The sequence below is a fragment of the Olsenella sp. An290 genome, assembly GCF_002159535.1.
Taxonomy (GTDB): domain Bacteria; phylum Actinomycetota; class Coriobacteriia; order Coriobacteriales; family Atopobiaceae; genus Thermophilibacter.
On record NZ_NFIU01000012.1, the window covers coordinates 39,926 to 54,813 of the forward strand.

At 67.4% G+C, this 14,888-nt stretch carries 16 protein-coding genes; 6 read left to right on the forward strand and 10 right to left on the reverse strand.

Annotated elements, in window-relative coordinates; genetic code table 11:
- Positions 1-153: 153 nt before the first annotated feature.
- Together B5F84_RS07365 and B5F84_RS07370 are read right to left on the reverse strand one after the other, a co-directional pair.
- Positions 154-1,182 (reverse strand): sensor histidine kinase, encoded by a 1,029-nt coding sequence (locus B5F84_RS07365; protein ID WP_087322332.1) that lies wholly within the window; start codon positions 1,180-1,182, stop codon positions 154-156.
- A 48-nt stretch (positions 1,183-1,230) separates the two neighbouring features.
- Entirely contained in the window at positions 1,231-1,902 is a 672-nt protein-coding gene (locus B5F84_RS07370; RefSeq protein WP_087322335.1) for a response regulator transcription factor, read from the reverse strand.
- Positions 1,903-2,603: 701 nt separating this feature from the next.
- Between B5F84_RS07370 and B5F84_RS07375 the strand changes: the two genes are divergently transcribed.
- The 5 genes from B5F84_RS07375 (at position 2,604) to selD (ending at position 8,507) form a co-directional block, all read left to right on the forward strand.
- Entirely contained in the window at positions 2,604-4,241 is a 1,638-nt protein-coding gene (locus tag B5F84_RS07375) for an AMP-binding protein (RefSeq protein WP_087322337.1), read from the forward strand.
- A 94-nt stretch (positions 4,242-4,335) separates the two neighbouring features.
- Positions 4,336-6,105: a thiamine pyrophosphate-dependent enzyme gene (locus B5F84_RS07380; protein ID WP_087322339.1), complete on the forward strand. Its 1,770-nt coding sequence runs from the start codon at positions 4,336-4,338 to the stop codon at positions 6,103-6,105.
- A gap of 3 nt (positions 6,106-6,108) precedes the next feature.
- The gene (locus B5F84_RS07385; RefSeq protein ID WP_087322341.1) at positions 6,109-6,708 is read left to right on the forward strand and encodes an indolepyruvate oxidoreductase subunit beta; all 600 of its coding nucleotides are present in this window, start codon (positions 6,109-6,111) and stop codon (positions 6,706-6,708) included.
- Between the two features lie 296 nt (positions 6,709-7,004).
- Positions 7,005-7,376 (forward strand): DUF1508 domain-containing protein, encoded by a 372-nt coding sequence (locus B5F84_RS07390; RefSeq protein WP_087226158.1) that lies wholly within the window; start codon positions 7,005-7,007, stop codon positions 7,374-7,376.
- A gap of 90 nt (positions 7,377-7,466) precedes the next feature.
- Positions 7,467-8,507 (forward strand): selenide, water dikinase SelD, encoded by a 1,041-nt coding sequence (gene selD, locus B5F84_RS07395; RefSeq protein WP_087322359.1) that lies wholly within the window; start codon positions 7,467-7,469, stop codon positions 8,505-8,507.
- Between the two features lie 23 nt (positions 8,508-8,530).
- On the opposite strand, the gene B5F84_RS07400 is transcribed toward selD, so the two are convergent.
- The 8 genes from B5F84_RS07400 to B5F84_RS07430 all read right to left on the reverse strand — a co-directional run bounded on the left by B5F84_RS07400 (position 8,531) and on the right by B5F84_RS07430 (position 13,918).
- Positions 8,531-9,040: a DUF188 domain-containing protein gene (locus B5F84_RS07400; protein WP_087322343.1), complete on the reverse strand. Its 510-nt coding sequence runs from the start codon at positions 9,038-9,040 to the stop codon at positions 8,531-8,533.
- Positions 9,041-9,052: 12 nt separating this feature from the next.
- On the reverse strand, positions 9,053-9,376 hold the full coding sequence (locus B5F84_RS07405) for a zinc ribbon domain-containing protein (protein WP_239378309.1): 324 nt from the start codon (positions 9,374-9,376) through the stop codon (positions 9,053-9,055).
- A 13-nt stretch (positions 9,377-9,389) separates the two neighbouring features.
- Complete coding sequence (locus tag B5F84_RS09700; RefSeq protein ID WP_239378310.1) at positions 9,390-9,515, reverse strand: helix-turn-helix transcriptional regulator; 126 nt, start codon at positions 9,513-9,515, stop codon at positions 9,390-9,392.
- A gap of 82 nt (positions 9,516-9,597) precedes the next feature.
- Positions 9,598-9,981: an MmcQ/YjbR family DNA-binding protein gene (locus B5F84_RS07410; RefSeq protein WP_087322345.1), complete on the reverse strand. Its 384-nt coding sequence runs from the start codon at positions 9,979-9,981 to the stop codon at positions 9,598-9,600.
- Positions 9,982-10,090: 109 nt separating this feature from the next.
- Positions 10,091-10,435: a PTS lactose/cellobiose transporter subunit IIA gene (locus tag B5F84_RS07415; RefSeq protein ID WP_204205533.1), complete on the reverse strand. Its 345-nt coding sequence runs from the start codon at positions 10,433-10,435 to the stop codon at positions 10,091-10,093.
- 17 nt (positions 10,436-10,452) lie between these two features.
- Positions 10,453-10,755: a PTS sugar transporter subunit IIB gene (locus B5F84_RS07420; protein ID WP_087322346.1), complete on the reverse strand. Its 303-nt coding sequence runs from the start codon at positions 10,753-10,755 to the stop codon at positions 10,453-10,455.
- 241 nt (positions 10,756-10,996) lie between these two features.
- Positions 10,997-12,391, reverse strand: a complete 1,395-nt coding sequence (locus B5F84_RS07425) for a PTS transporter subunit EIIC (protein ID WP_087322349.1) — start codon at positions 12,389-12,391, stop codon at positions 10,997-10,999.
- A gap of 126 nt (positions 12,392-12,517) precedes the next feature.
- Positions 12,518-13,918: a glycoside hydrolase family 1 protein gene (locus B5F84_RS07430; protein ID WP_087322351.1), complete on the reverse strand. Its 1,401-nt coding sequence runs from the start codon at positions 13,916-13,918 to the stop codon at positions 12,518-12,520.
- A gap of 309 nt (positions 13,919-14,227) precedes the next feature.
- On the opposite strand from B5F84_RS07430, the gene B5F84_RS07435 reads away from it, so the two are divergent.
- The coding region (locus B5F84_RS07435) for a GntR family transcriptional regulator (protein WP_087322353.1) at positions 14,228-14,888 on the forward strand (661 nt) is incomplete at its 3' end.

Below are 14,888 nucleotides of genomic sequence, written 5' to 3' on the forward strand. Positions count from 1 at the left end.
CTCCTCTCGTCTGGGGTCTGGTACAAGACCATACTCGCCCGGCGGGAGGAGCGACGCCATCGAAGGGGCTTACCCCCGCCTTATGCTTTCGTAAGGTTGGCGGGCGCCTACATCGCGCGCCGTCGGCCCCGCACCGCGCAGGCCCGCCCCGCCTCACGCGCGATCAACCATGTCGGGGAAGCTGAGGTAGACGGTGGTGCCAACGCCCTCCTCGGACTCGAGCCAGGCGTCGACGCCCATCTTTGCGCAGAGCTTGCGGACGAGGTAGAGGCCCATGCCGGTGGAGCGGGCGAAGCGACGGCCGTTCTCGCCGGTGAAGCCCTTGTCAAAGGCGCGCCCCACATCGGAGGCGGGCATGCCGACCCCGTCGTCGGCAATGGCGAGCCGCGTGACCCACGAGTCGAGGCCCGTCTCGTCGCGCTCCGCGAAGATGCGCACGTGGCCGCGCCCCTCCCCGTCCGCGCGGTACTTGGCGGCGTTCACGAGCACCTGGCCGATCACGAAGGAGAGCCACTTGGGGTCCGTGCGCACCGTGACGTCAAGGTCCACGAGCTCGGGCGTCACGCGCGCCCCGATGAGCGTGCGGGCCTTGTGGCGCAGGGCGTCGCGCACCACCTCGGAGAGGGCGACCTCCCTGATCTGGAAGTCGCGGTCGAGCGACGTTCCGCGAGAGTAATAGAGCGCCTGCTCGACGTAGCCCTCGATCTCTCCGACCTCGGCGTCCATCGCGTCGACCTCCGGCGAGGGGTTGTTGTGCGCCACGAGGTGCGCGGCGGCGATGGGGGTCTTGATCTCGTGGACCCAGGTCTCCACGTACTCGCGGTACTCCCGCTGCCGATGGCGCGCCGCGGCGAGGCGGTCGCGCATGGCCTTGGACTCGCGGTCGAGCGCGTCAAAGAAGAGCTCGCCCTCGAGGAAGTGCGGGCGCTCCACGAGCTCGGTGGCGAGGTAGGTCTCGTCCAGGGAGTCGAGCGCGTCGGAGATCTGCTGGTAGAAGCCGCGACGGTGCAGCCAGTCCAGCACGAGCGCCACGAAGGCGGCGAGCACGAGCACGCCACAGACAAAGGCCACGACCGCGCCCTCGACGCCGTAGACGCTCATGACGAGCGCCACGAAGGCGAGCGCCACCGCCCGCACGAGCAGCGGGACCGCCCGGTCCGCAAGGTAGGACCAGAAGCTCACGTTCTTCTCCCCTCTCGACGCCGGCGACGGGCGGCGGCAAGGCGCTGGCTACTCCACCAGATAGCCCATGCCGCGCCTGGTGCGCACGAAGTCCTCCACGCCAATCCGCGCGAGCGTCTGCCGCAGGTGGGAGACGTTCACGGTCAGCGTGTTGTCGTCGACGAACTCGTCGGAGGCCCAGAGCTCCTCCTGGATGCGCTGGCGGCTCACGACGGCGCCCGCGTTGCGCATGAGGAGCGCTAGGATGCGCAGCTCGTTCTTGGTGAGCTCGGCCGAGCGGCCCTGAAAGCTCACGCGACAGCGCGCGGTGTCCAGCGTGACGCCGCCATGGCTGATCTCCGCCGCGGTCGCGCCCTCGCCGTAGCTGCGCTTGAGGACCGTTGCCACGTGGGCAAGAAGGACCTGGTCGTTGTAGGGCTTGGGCACGAAGTCGTCGGCGCCGAGGGAGAGCGTGAGGAGCTCGTCCATGTCGTTGTCGCGCGAGGTGACCACGATGATGGGGACGGAGCTCCTCCGACGCACCTCCCGGCAGACGTACTGCCCGTCCACCCCAGGCAGGTTGAGGTCAAGGAGCACGAGGTCGGGCGCCGCGGCGAGCACCTGACCGGCAGTGTCGGCAAAGTCCGTGATCGCCTGCGCCGCGTAGCCGTTGCGCTCCAGGAGCACGCAGAGCTCGTCGCGGATGCGCGCGTCATCCTCCACCACGAGCAGCCGTCGCATGGGCACCTCCTGAGTCCGTGGCCATTCCGTCGAGCATAGCACAGGCGCCCGCACGGGCCCGAGCCACGCGGGGCGGGTCGCGGGCGCGGGGCGGGCGGGCAAGCTCGGACGGCCCCTGGTACCGGGCCCGCGACATTCCCAGACGGTATTGGGTGCTAGGTTTTATATGGCAGGGCGCCGTGCACGCTAGCCCTGCGCTCGCGAGAAGAACAACCCGCCCAAACCCTGCCAAACCCGCTTCGGGACATCGCACTCGACGTCAAAATCGTCCGTTCTTCTCGGCCAATATCAAACTAGCCACCCAAAACCGCCGCGCTGGCCCCGGATTCGGCGAGTCGGACAGCGCGCAGCGCGTCCGGACCACTTTACGGGCCGAAAGCACCATCAAATGTTATTCGATATCAAACTGGCCACCCAAAACCGGAGCTTCGGGGCGCCGCGGACGGGCCCGGGCGACGGACCAAGGGGCGCCGCGGACGGGCCTGGGCGACGGACCAAGGGGCGCCGCGGACGGGCCCGGTCGGCAGCCCAAGAACCGAACGGCACCCAGGACCCGGGCGGCGGGCCGAGAGACGGCGCGCTCGATGGGCCCGCCCCTCCGGGCCACGTCACGGGCGCGTTACCACTCGCCGGACGGGCGCTTCCGGGCGGGCGCCGCGCGCCTATCATGTAACGACACGTCACTGAACTGGGAGAGACGCATGACCATCGTCGACATGCTGCGCGCCAACGCCGAGAAATACCCCAACGAGGTCGCCCTCGTGGAGGTCAACCCCGAACGCCGCGAGAACCGCCACATCACCTGGCGCGACTACGACCTCGTCGAGACCACCGACGACGAGCCCTTTCGCCGCGAGATGACCTGGTCGGTCTTTGACGAGAAGGCCAACCGCTTTGCCAACCTGCTGCTCTCCCGCGGCGTGCGCAAGGACGACAAGGTGGCGCTTCTGCTCTACAACTGCATCGAGTGGCTGCCGCTCTACTTTGGCATCCTCAAGTGCGGCGCCACCGTGGTGCCGCTCAACTTCCGCTACTCAGCCGACGAGATCGAGTACTGCGTCGACAAGGCCGACGTCGACATCCTCGTCTTTGGCCCGGAGTTCATCGGGCGCGTGGAGGAGATCGCCGAGCGCATCCGGGCCGGGCGCCTCCTCTTCTACGTGGGCGACGACTGCCCCACCTGGGCGGAGAGCTACCGCGAGCTCGCGAGCCTGTGCTCCTCCGCGGACCCGCGCGTCCCCCTCTCCGAGGACGAGGACGCCGCCATCTACTTCTCCTCCGGCACCACGGGCTTCCCCAAGGCGATCTTGCACCACCACCGGAGCCTCACGCAGGCCGCCGAGATGGAGCAGCACCACCACGGCCAGACCCACGACGACGTGTTCCTGTGCATCCCGCCGCTCTACCACACGGGCGCGTGCATGCACTGGCTGGGCAGCCTCATGGTGGGCGGGCGCGGCGTGCTTTTGCGCGGCGTCTCGCCCAAGACGGTGCTCGAGACCGTCTCGGCGGAGCGCTGCACCATCGTCTGGCTGCTCGTGCCCTGGGCGCAGGACATCCTCGTGGCCGTTGAGCAGGGCACGGTTCGCCTTGAGAACTACCACCTCGACCAGTGGCGCCTCATGCACATCGGCGCGCAGCCGGTTCCGGCAAGCCTGATCCGCCGCTGGCGCGCGCTCTTCCCGCACCATGCCTACGACACCAACTACGGGCTCTCCGAGTCCATGGGGCCGGGCTGCGTGCACCTGGGCGTGGAGAACATCGACCACGTGGGCGCCATCGGCGTGCCGGGCTATCGCTGGGAGTGCCGCGTCATCGACGAGGACGGGCGCGACTGCGCGACCGACGAGGTCGGCGAGCTCTGCGTCAAGGGCCCCGGCCTCATGGAGTGCTACTACAAGGACCCCGAGGCCACCGCGGAGACGCTCGTCGGCGGCTGGCTCCACACGGGCGACATGGCCCGCCGCGACGCCGACGGGTTCTACTGGCTCGTGGACCGAAAGAAGGACGTCATCATCACGGGTGGCGAGAACCTCTATCCGGTCCAGATCGAGGACTACCTCATGGGGCACCCCGCCATCCAGGACGTGGCCGTGATTGGCCTGCCGGACTGTCGCCTCGGCGAGATCGCGTGCGCCGTGGTGGAGCTCAAGCCCGACGCCGCCCCGCTCACCGAGGCGGACCTCGAGCGGTTCTGCCTGGGGCTGCCGCGCTACAAGCGGCCCCGGAGATTCATCTTCGCGCCCGTGCCGAGAAACCCCACGGGCAAGATCGAGAAGCCGGCGCTGCGCGCCAAGTACGGGGCCGACGCCCTCGTCGCCCGCGAGATGCGCTGCTAGGAAACGGGGCGTGCAAAGGGGACAGTCGCTTTTGCACGCCGCCTCGTATGCGTGCAAAAGCGACTGTCCCCTTTGCACGCGGGAAAGGAGAGACATGGACAAGCACCTCATGTCCGGCAACGAGGCCATCGCCCAGGGCGCCTGGGAGGCCGGAGCGGCCGTGGGCGTGGGCTATCCCGGCACGCCGTCCACCGAGACGCTCGAGGCCCTCGTGCGCCACGAGGACGTCTACTGCGAGTGGTCCCCCAACGAGAAGGTCGCCTTTGAGGTGGCCCTGGGCGCCGCCATCGCCGGCGTGCGCTCGCTCGTCACGATGAAGCACGTGGGCGTGAACGTTGCCGCCGACCCCTTCATGGCCGCCGCCTCCACCGGCGTGAACGCCGGCCTCGTGCTCCTGGCCGCGGACGACCCCTCCTGCTACTCGTCTCAGAACGAGCAGGACTCGCGCTTCTACGCCGCCTTCGGCCGCATCCCCTGCCTCGACGTCGCCGACTCGCAGGAGTGCTACGAGATGACCCGCGCCGCCTTCGAGCTCTCCGAGCGCTTTGACACGCCGGTCATGCTGCACGAGACCATGCGCATCGCGCACACCCGCACGCTCGTCTCCCCCGCCGGCACCCGTGAGGCCGTGGCCCCGCGCGACTACGCGGACGACATCCCCAAGTACGTCATGATGCCCGCCAACGCGGTCAAGCGCCGCGCCGTGGTGGACGAGCGCCAGGCCGCGCTCGAGGCCTACGCCGAGACCTGCTCGTTCAACAAGGTCGAGCACCGTAGCGAGAAGATCGGCGTCATCTGCGCCGGCGCCGTCTACCAGCACGTCCGCGAGGCGCTGCCTGAGGCCTCCACGTTCAAGCTCGGCCTTGCCTGGCCGCTGCCCGCCCGCGCGCTCGCGGACTTCGCGGCCTCCGTGGACGCCTGCTACGTCGTGGAGGAGGCGAGCGACTACTTCTCCTCGCGCGTCCGCGCCCTCGGCATCGAGCTCGCCGAGCCGCCCGCCGGCGCCCTCCCCGTAGCCGGCGAGCTCAAGCCCGAGCTCATCCGCGCGGCCTTCGGCGAGGCGCTGCCCGCGCACCTCGCGCCCGCCACGGACCTGCCGCCGCGCCCGCCGGCGTTCTGCCCCGGCTGCCCGCACCGCCTGGTCTTTACCGAGCTGCGCCGGCTCAAGGCCATCGTCACCGGCGACATCGGCTGCTACACGCTCGGCGCCGTCGCGCCCTACGGCGCGTGCCACACGGTCATCGACATGGGAGCCTCGCTCTCGATGGCGCACGGCATGGAGCTCGCCCGCGCGCAGGAGCGCACGGGTCGTCCCGTCGTGGGCGTCATCGGCGACTCCACGTTCGCGCACTCCGGCATCACGAGCATGCTCGGCACCATCTACAACGGCGGCACCGGCACCCTCTGCATCCTGGACAACCGCACCACGGCCATGACCGGCACGCAGGGCAACCCCGTGAACGGCGTCACCCTCACGGACAGCTCGCACAAGATCGGCCCGCTCGACAACCCCACCGGCAAGGCGCTCGACCTTCTCGCCCTGTGCCGCGCGATGGGCGTGGAGGACGTGGTCGAGGTGGACGCGCAGGACCTGGCTGCCGTTCGCTCGGCCCTCAAGGCCGCCACCGCCGCCACCGACCGCCTCTCCGTCATCGTCTTCAAGGCGCCGTGCCGCCTCATCGACCGCAGCCGCGGCAAGGAGCCCACGATCCGCAACTGCCGTGCGTGCGGCGCGTGCGTGCGGATCGGCTGCCCCGCCCTCGGGCGCGCCAAGGACGGCACCGCCGTGATCGACCCCACGCAGTGCGTCGGGTGCGACCAGTGCGTCCAGTCCTGCCCGTTCGGCTGCATCACGAAGGAGTAAGCAATGGAGAAGTTCAGCGGCACCAAGACCATCCTCCTCGTGGGCGTGGGCGGCCAGGGCACGATCCTCGCGGGCAAGCTCCTCGCGACGGTGGCGGCCGGCGCGGGCCTTGACGTCAAGGTCTCCGAGATCCACGGCATGAGCCAGCGCGGCGGGTCCGTGAGCACGGTCATCCGCCTGGGCGAGCACGTCTCCACCATGGTCTGCGACGACGGCTGCGCCGACGTGGTTGTGGCCTTCGAGGCCGTGGAGGCCCTGCGCGCCCAGCACTACCTCGCCGAGGGCGGCACCATGTTCGTCAACGACGAGGAGATCACGCCCGTCTCCGTGAACATCGGCAACTTCACGATGCCCGAGCGCGTGGACGAGCGCCTGCGCGAGATGGGCGCCCACCTGCTGGACGCCGGCGTGATCGCGCGCGGGCTGGGGACGCCCCGCTCCACCAACGTGGTGCTCGTGGGCGCGCTCTCCACGGCGCTGCCCTTCGACGCCGAGCTCTGGCGCGACGCCGTGCGCGCCTGCGTGCCCCCGACCACCGTGGATGCCAACCTCGCCGCCTTCGACGCCGGTCGCGACGCCGCCCTGCGCGGCGAGGCCCGCTAGACGTCATAGCGAGAGGTTCTTCTCGCCCAGACACGACGAGACCCCGGCCGCCACGGCGACCGGGGTCCTTCGCGTCCTGGTGGGCCGGCGCGTCCCCCGACCACGCCGACCCGTCTTTTCGGGGGATGTACAGAGATACTACCCCATTTTTCCTGCTCGCAGTCTGACGCGTGACCAAGCGTCCCTTCTCCCCGAGCAAAACCGACCGCCCGCGTAGTTGTTGCCTCGGTACGGGAGATGTCACGGTAGGGTAAGGAAATAATCTGTTCGCCGCGAGCTTATGGTGGTGGTTTCCCATGGGACAGTACGTTGTTGTTGAGAACGAGGGTCGCTACTGCTTCAACCTCTGCGCCTCCAACGGTCATATCCTCATGTCGTCGATCATCTTCCCGTCCAAGGACGAGTGCCTGCACGGCATCGAGTGCGTGCGCGCTTCCGCCGAGAACGCGGAGATCGAGGACAGCACGATCGACGCCTTCGATCGCGAGTCCACGCCCAAGTTCCGCATCTACGAGGACTTCGACGGGCACTACTTCTTCCGCTTCATCACGCACGAGGCGGGCGACATCGCGCGCTCGCACACCTACGAGCACAAGGAGAGCCTGCTCCGGCGCATCGAGCGTACGCGCGCGGAGTGCGACTCCTCCCTCGCGGCAGACGAGAACTAGCGACTGGCGAGAAAAACGACGACTCGGTACGCCCCGGACGCCCCCGAACACGTCCGGGGCGCCCTTGTGAAGACGGGAGAGACCATGGACATGGCGGGCGTGAGGCTCACGGAACTCGTGGAGGCCGCAGGATGCGCGGCCAAGATCGCGCCGGGCGAGCTCGCGGGCGTGCTGGCCGGGCTGCCGCGCCTGGACGCGCCGGAGCTCGTGGTGGGCTTTGACGCCTCGGACGACGCGTGCGTGTGGGACCTCGGCGACGGCCGCGGTCTCATCGCCACCACGGACTTCTTCCCGCCCATGGTGGACGACCCGTTCCTCTTTGGCCAGGTCGCAGCCACCAACGCGCTCTCGGACGTCTACGCGATGGGCGGCCGGCCCGCGCTGGCGCTCAACCTCCTGTGCTTCCCCAACTGCCTGGGCATCGAGGTCGCGGGGCAGATCCTTGCCGGCGGCGCCGAGACGTGCCGGCGCGCTGGCTGCGTGGTCGCGGGCGGCCACTCGATCAACGACCACGAGCCCAAGTACGGCCTCGCAGTGACGGGCTTTGTGCAGCTGGACGAGCGCCTGGAGAACGGCGGGGCGCAGGTCGGCGACGCCCTCGTGCTCACCAAGGCGCTCGGGACGGGAATCCTCACGACGGCGCACAAGGGAGGGCTGCTCGACGAGGCGGGCCTCGCCGTGGCCACGGAATCCATGACCACCCTCAACGAGGCGCCGATTCGCCTCGCCCGCGAGCTGGGCGTCTGGCCGCACGCCGCTACCGACGTCACGGGCTTCTCCCTCCTGGGCCATGCCTGCGAGATGGCCGAGGCCTCGGGCGTGACGCTCGAGGTGGACGCCACCTCCGTGCCGCTCATGGCGCGCGCCCGCGAGATGGCGGCCATGGGGCTCATCCCCGCCGGGGCCTATCGCAACCGCGACTTCTTCGGCCCCCGCGTGGCGCTCGACGACGCCCTGCCACTCGACCTCGCCGACGTGCTCTTCGACCCGCAGACCTCCGGCGGCCTGCTTTTAGCGCTACCCGAGTTGGACGCGGAGCGCTTGGTTGATGCCCTACGCGACGAGGGCCTTCCCGCCGCCGTCATCGGCCGCGCCCTCCCCTGCGGCGAGAAGAGCGTGGTCGTGGAATGATACGAAGGGACAGTCCCTTCGTATCATTTGCCAAGAAGGTCGGTGAGGTTGCGGGTGAAGCGCTCGCGGTCGTCGTCCGTGAACGCTGCCGGCCCGCGCGTGCGGCCACCGGCGCGACGCACCTTCTTCTCCTCGTGGCGAATGAAGAGGTCCATGTCGATCGTCGCCCTTGAGTACACGCGCCCGCGCACGCCAATCGCAGCCGCCCCACGTCCCAGCACCATGCTCGCAAGGCCGATGTCCTGCGTGACCACCACGTCATCTGGCTGCAGGCGCTCCACGATGGCAAAGTCCGCGCTGTCCGCCCCGACGGACACGTCGAGCACGTCGACCCAGAACCCGCCGTGCTTGGCATCGCGGCCGCGGGCCCGCTCGGGGCCGCGCGGGTCATCCCGTCGGACGTGCCGTTCAAGGTTCTGCGTGGTGTTTCCCACAATGACCACCGGCACCCGCGCCCGTCGCGCGCAGGCGAGGGCCTCGCGCGTGACCGGGCACGCGTCGGCGTCAATGTAGAGGGTACGACTGTGGACCACCCGCTCCTCCTCTTAGCGCGCCTCGCCCCCATACCAGCGGCGCAGCGTGGGCAGCACCGCGCCGAGCAGCGACGCCGCCTCGTCCGCCGTCCAGCCCATCGCCTTGGCCATGCGCGGGGCGCAGTCCTCGATCATCTCGTCCATCGTGACGTCCTCGACGTAGGCGCCGTCATCGTAGCACCACCGGCAGAGGTCACCCACCTCGGAGCCGTCCGCCTCGTGGCCGTGCTGGCCGGGCGCGTCGAACATCATGCCGCAGCTCTGGCAGTAGTGCTCCGGCATGTCGAGGAGTGCCGTCACGGGGACGTCAAGCTCGCGGGCAATGAGCTTGATCATGTCAATGCCGGGCTCAGTGGTACCCGGTCTCCCAGCGACTGACTGCCTGGCGGGTTATGTAGAGCCTTCGCGCCAGCTCCTCCTGCGTGAGCCCTCGCTCGCGCCGCAGGAGGGACAGCGCGTCCTTGAGCATGAGCATGGGACGTCTCCTCTCATCCGGATTCTTCTCCCCCATTGTCCGGGGGGCGGCGCAAGAGCCAAGCAACAGATCGTTGCGCGGACTACCCCCTGGCAAGCTCACGCTGCACGCGCTTGGGCAGTTTGGCAACAACGAGCCTGTAGCTCAGGTCGCAGATGCCGAGCACGAGCCCCTCAGGCAGGTCGGCGTCGAGGTCCACCGAGATCCACGTGCGCCCGTCGGAGTAGTAGCCGGGCAGGACCGCGTCCGGCCACTCGGCACGCAGCTCCAGGATGCGGTCGGGATCGCACTTGAGCGAGAGCAGGTGACGCCCGGCATAGGGAGCCTTGGCGTCGGGCGCGACCGTGAGCTCGCAGGCAAACTGCCGGCCACCCACCCAGTACACCATCCAGCCCCACTTCTCGTGAAGCGCCTTGGTGGCGCCGGCGAGCGAGAGCAAGCGCTTGTCGACATTCGCAAAGTCCATGGCGGCCCCCAATCAGGGAAACGGATTGCCCTGCCAAAGGCTACCAGACAGAAAGAGGCCGGGGCACCGTCTTCGGCGACCCCGGCCCGTCAGTCACGCCCCGCTGCGTCTAAGCGTTGAGCTTCTCCTTGAGGGAGAGCAGCTCGCGATAGGCGTCGGCGAAGTTCAGCGCCATGAGCTTGCAGGTCTCTGCGCTCGCCATCTGGTCCTCGGCGTGGAGGAGGAGCAGCGGCAGCGTCTCCTTCCTCTCACCGGACGCCTCGGCCTGGAGCAGCCTCATGTGCACCTCATGCCCGCCGTTGTACGCCTCGTCACCCTGCCTGACCAGCTCGTCAGCCGCGTCGAAGTCGCCTTCCTTTGCCTTGGCGATCGAGTTGACGTAGCAGGACTTGGCAGTGCCCACGTAGCTGATGATCTCGAAGCAGATTTGCTCGAGCTCGTCCATGTCTTCCATCACAGCCTCCTAGCTGATTAGCCGAGCATCTTCTTGACGTCGTCGAGGATCTTGGGGGCGTTCATGCGGCCGTAGTCGACCATCGGGATGACTGCCACGGGGATGCGCCCGTCGACGGCCTTCTCGAAGTCGCCCTTGGCATAGCCGATCTGAGGCCCGAGGAGAATGACGTCGGCCTCGTTGATGTGGTCCATGGCCTCGTTCATCGGGCGCGCCTCGATCTCGACGTCCTCGCCGCGGCTCGCGGCCTCCTTCTGCATCTTCTGCACGAGGAGGCTCGTGGACATTCCGGCATTGCAGCAAAGCATAATCTTCTTCATGGTGGTTCCCTTCCGGCCGCCCGCGGGCGGCCTTGCGCTCCGGACGCTCGGAGGTCCGGATGGGTTTCCAACGCCAGCAAGCACTGTTCGGCATGTGTGACGTCGGCGGTGGAACGGGGGCGTGCGCGGGGACGGGCGCTTCGGCGAGCAGCTCGCGTCCGACGGTCGCGTGGGGGGGCGAGTCCGGAAAAGGCTGCCGGGGGTTGCGGAGGCCCAAGAGCCCCGCGCACGCAAGGGGGGACTAGTTCTCGGTGCTCTCGGAGGCCATCTCGAACTGCTTGCGCTGCGCGGACTCAGACGCCTTCATGAAGGGCAGGTAAATCAGCGTGAAGATCACGAGCAGCACGATCTGGAGAATGGCGGCGCGGATGTCGCCGCCCGTGGACAGGATGCCCGAGACAATGATTGGCGTGGTCCAGGGCACCTGGATGCAGGTGGGGTTGACGAGGCCGATGACCGTGGCAAAGTAGCCGACGAGGATGCCGATGATGGTGCTGAGCACAAACGGAACCATGAGCGGGATGTTGAACACGATCGGGTAGCCGTAGATGACCGGCTCATTGATGTTGAAGAGGGCAGGTAGGATGCCGAGCTTGGCCACCTCGCGGGAGGGGCGCCACTTGCCCCAGATGAACGTTGCGATGAGCAGCGCCAGCGTACAGCCCGAACCGCCCAAGAGCGCGTAGACGTTGATGGTGTTCATATTGAGCCACAGGTCCGGGCGGGCGATGACCGCGTCGATGCCACCGGAGCTATATACGCTCGTGGCCTCGACGAGCACGACCGTGAGGACGGGCTCGACGAGCACGCCGTTGATGGTGGACTGGTGGATGCCGAGGGTGAACAGGAACATACCGAGCGAGTAGATCACCACGAGGCCGATCGGGTTGGTGGTGAGGGCTCGCAGCGGGGTCTGGATGAAGGTGTTAATGAGAGCAGTGACGTCAGTCTGGAAGCCTGCGTAGAGAACCATCGAGAGCACGCCGAAGGCGCCCAGGGTAAGCAGCATCGGAATCAGGACATTGAAGGACTTCTCGACCGCGGGCGGCACGCCTTCGGGCATCTTGATGCGCAGCTTCTCGACACCCGAGACCTTAATGAAGAGCGTGGGCGCAAACAGGCCGATGATGATGGCGGTGAACATGCCGTTGGTACCCGTGTAGTTGGTGATGAACGCGCTCGAGACCTGAGCGGTGGTCACCTCTTCGGCCACGTAGAGCGGCGATGACGTAGCAAGGTTGGCAGCCACCGTCTGCGGCATCATGATGAAGAAGACCGCGAGCGCCACCACTACGCATGAGACGGGATTGTCGAAGCGCTTGTTGTTCGCGAAGCTGTAGCCCACCATAGCGCATAGCAGGATGGCTGAGATGGAGAGCGCACCCTGCGTGAGCGAGTTGCCCCAGTACTGGGCCGTGGCGAGCACATCGGCGTTCGGGAAGAGCCCGGGGTTGCTCGGGTCCGCGCTCCACAGGAACGTAAAGACCACGTTGTTGAGCAATGCGGCGATGCCGGCAAGGATGAAGATCGGCATGATGGTGGCGAAGCCATCGCGCAGGCTGCGCAAGTGCACCTGGTTGCCAATCTTGGCGGAAACTTCCGCGAATTTATCGAGGAAGCTTTGTCCATTAGCCATGTCTTTCCCTCCTAACTATTGGAAACATTAGCTGTACCTTCGCGCCCCTCTCTAGGGGACGTGTATCCGATGGCCGAACCGAGGGGAGGGAGCCCGGGACCGTTCCCCCCGGTCCGGCCCAAGGACCTACTTCACCACGTGTGTCGCGACAACCTCCCTGAGCCACGCCGCGGACTTCTTGGGCCTGCGGTCGTAGTTCTCCATGAGGTCGACCTCAACGAAGCCATAGCGGTTCTTGAAGGCGTTCGCCCAGGACCAGTTGTCGATGAGGCCCCAGTAGTGGTAGCCCTTGCACTTGGCGCCGTCGTCGATCGCGCGGGCGATCCAGGCGAGGTGGTCGCGCACGAAGTCGACGCGGTAGTCGTCCTGGATCTGGCCGCTCTCGTCGCGGTTCTTGTACTCGCCCTCGATGCCGATGCCGTTCTCGGACACGAACCACTCGAGGTCGGGGTACTCGTCACGGCACTTCATGCCGAAGTCGTAGATGCCCTTGGGGTAGATCTCCCAGCCGCGGCTCTCGTTCATGACGCGCTCGGGCCAGACGTAGGGCTCGGCAAAGAGCGGATTGCCCCACTCGTCATGATCGCGGCTCGGCGCCTGCACGCGACAGGGCTGGTAGTAGTTGCAGCCGAGCCAGTCCACGACGCCCGAGCGCAGGACCTCCTCGTCACCGGGGCGAGCCGGGACCGGCGTCCCGAGGCGGGCAAGGGTCTCGAGCACGTCGGCGGGCAGGCTGCCCTTGGTCGCAAGGTCGAGCCACCAGCGTGTGGTGAGACCGTCGTTCATGCGCAGCGCCTCGAGGTCGGCCTCGCTCGGGTCCTCCTTGGTGTAGGAGGGGCTGAAGTTGCACACGATGCCAATCCGCGCGTCCGGACGGAGCGCGCCCTCCTCGCGCGCCGCGCGGTAGCGGGCGACGCCGAGCGCGTGCGCGATCGAGATGTTGTACTGCGCCACCACGGCCTCGCGGAAGCTGTGGTGCTGCGGGTACCAGCCACCGTGCCAGTAGCGGTTCTCGGGCTCGACGCTCGGCTCGTTGAACGTGAACCAGTACCGGACCTCCTTGCCGAACTCGTGGAGCGCCTTCTCGACGTAGTTCGCGTACGCCTCGCAAGTCTCGCGGCTCTCCCAGCCGCCGCGGCGGAAGAGGAAGGTGGGAAGGTCAAAGTGGTAGAGGATCACAAAAGGCTCGAGCCCCTCCTCGCGCGCCGCACGGAAGAGCTCGTGGTACCAGGCCGCGCCCTCTGGGTTGATGTTGCCGTCGGCATCGAGCAGGCGGCTCCACTGAATCGACGTGCGGAAGCTGTCGAGCCCGAGGCCCTTGAGGATGGCAAGGTCCTCCTTGTAGTGGTGCATGAAGTCGTTGCCCACGTAGGAGCCCACGCGGTTGTAGAACGCCTCGATGTCCTCGTTGGACCAGGTGTCCCACACGTTCTCAAGCTTGCCGCCTACGTTCCAGCCCCCTTCCGTCTGCGGACCGGACATCGCCGCTCCGAAGAAGAAGTTCTCGGGCAGGGTCAGTTCTGCCATGACGCCTCCGTTTCCTCGCTCGTCTTCGCGCGACCATTTGTCGCGCTTTGTTAGTTGAATTGTAGCGCTCTTATTTTCTCTATGTAGCGGATTTATTGCCGACAAAGACGGGAACAAAGGAAGATAATGGATTACGTCAGACGAGAACCACGTCGATGAGCTGGGGTTTTACAGCCGACCAGCCCGACGGGGCGCAATGCGCACGAACCCGCGCCCTTTTGCCTGGCCGCAAAATCAAACCGCTCGCGGGCGAAACAAGACCGTTCGCGGAGCGCGTCGAGGACCGCAGGAAGCACGAGGGAGGCTGCCATGCTCAAGTACGAGACGATTGCCCAGGATATACAGAACCGTATCGAGGACGGCGACCTTGCGCCCAATGACAAGCTTCCGACGGTCGTCGACCTCTGTGACCGCTACGGCGTGAGCAAGATCACCGTCAAGCGCGCCTTCGAGATCCTCACCGAGAAGGGCCTCATCGCGAGCAAGCGCGGGTCGGGCACCTACGTGAAGAACACCACGGAGCTCTTCGACACGGGGGGCGTCGACCCGCTGCTCGTGGGCAAGGACGGCACGCGGGAGGACACGTTCGGGTTCACCAGGCCCGACCAGCCGATCGGCTTCACCGCCTCGCACAGCGCGCGCGGGAGGAGCGTGAGCTCGGTGGTCTACGACTTCTCGGTCACGAACCCGCCCGAGAGCGTCGCGCGGCACCTGAGCATCTCCCCCGACGACTTCACCTACTACTTCTGCCGGGCGCGCCGCCTTGAGGACGACCCAATTACGATTGAGTACACCTACATGCCGATCGACGTAACGCCCGGCCTCAAGCGCGACCAGCTCTACCACTCCGTCTACTCGTTCGTCCAGGACACGCTCGGGCTCAAGATCTCGAGCTTCCACCGCATCATCCGCGCCGTGAGCGCGACCGAGGAGGAGGCCGGGCGCCTGCGGCTCGACGCGGGCACCCCCC

Excerpts from the sequence above, each read along its gene's own strand:
- B5F84_RS07370 (WP_087322335.1), bottom strand. The coding sequence starts at position 1,902 with ATGCGACGGCTGCTCGTGGTGGAGGATGACGCGCGCATCCGCGACGAG.
- B5F84_RS07375 (WP_087322337.1), top strand. The coding sequence starts at position 2,604 with ATGACCATCGTCGACATGCTGCGCGCCAACGCCGAGAAATACCCCAAC.
- B5F84_RS07380 (WP_087322339.1), top strand. The coding sequence starts at position 4,336 with ATGGACAAGCACCTCATGTCCGGCAACGAGGCCATCGCCCAGGGCGCC.
- B5F84_RS07385 (WP_087322341.1), top strand. The coding sequence starts at position 6,109 with ATGGAGAAGTTCAGCGGCACCAAGACCATCCTCCTCGTGGGCGTGGGC.
- B5F84_RS07390 (WP_087226158.1), top strand. The coding sequence starts at position 7,005 with ATGGGACAGTACGTTGTTGTTGAGAACGAGGGTCGCTACTGCTTCAAC.
- selD (WP_087322359.1), top strand. The coding sequence starts at position 7,467 with ATGGCGGGCGTGAGGCTCACGGAACTCGTGGAGGCCGCAGGATGCGCG.
- B5F84_RS07405 (WP_239378309.1), bottom strand. The coding sequence starts at position 9,376 with ATGATCAAGCTCATTGCCCGCGAGCTTGACGTCCCCGTGACGGCACTC.
- B5F84_RS09700 (WP_239378310.1), bottom strand. The coding sequence starts at position 9,515 with ATGCTCATGCTCAAGGACGCGCTGTCCCTCCTGCGGCGCGAGCGAGGG.
- B5F84_RS07410 (WP_087322345.1), bottom strand. The coding sequence starts at position 9,981 with ATGGACTTTGCGAATGTCGACAAGCGCTTGCTCTCGCTCGCCGGCGCC.
- B5F84_RS07415 (WP_204205533.1), bottom strand. The coding sequence starts at position 10,435 with ATGGAAGACATGGACGAGCTCGAGCAAATCTGCTTCGAGATCATCAGC.
- B5F84_RS07420 (WP_087322346.1), bottom strand. The coding sequence starts at position 10,755 with ATGAAGAAGATTATGCTTTGCTGCAATGCCGGAATGTCCACGAGCCTC.
- B5F84_RS07425 (WP_087322349.1), bottom strand. The coding sequence starts at position 12,391 with ATGGCTAATGGACAAAGCTTCCTCGATAAATTCGCGGAAGTTTCCGCC.
- B5F84_RS07430 (WP_087322351.1), bottom strand. The coding sequence starts at position 13,918 with ATGGCAGAACTGACCCTGCCCGAGAACTTCTTCTTCGGAGCGGCGATG.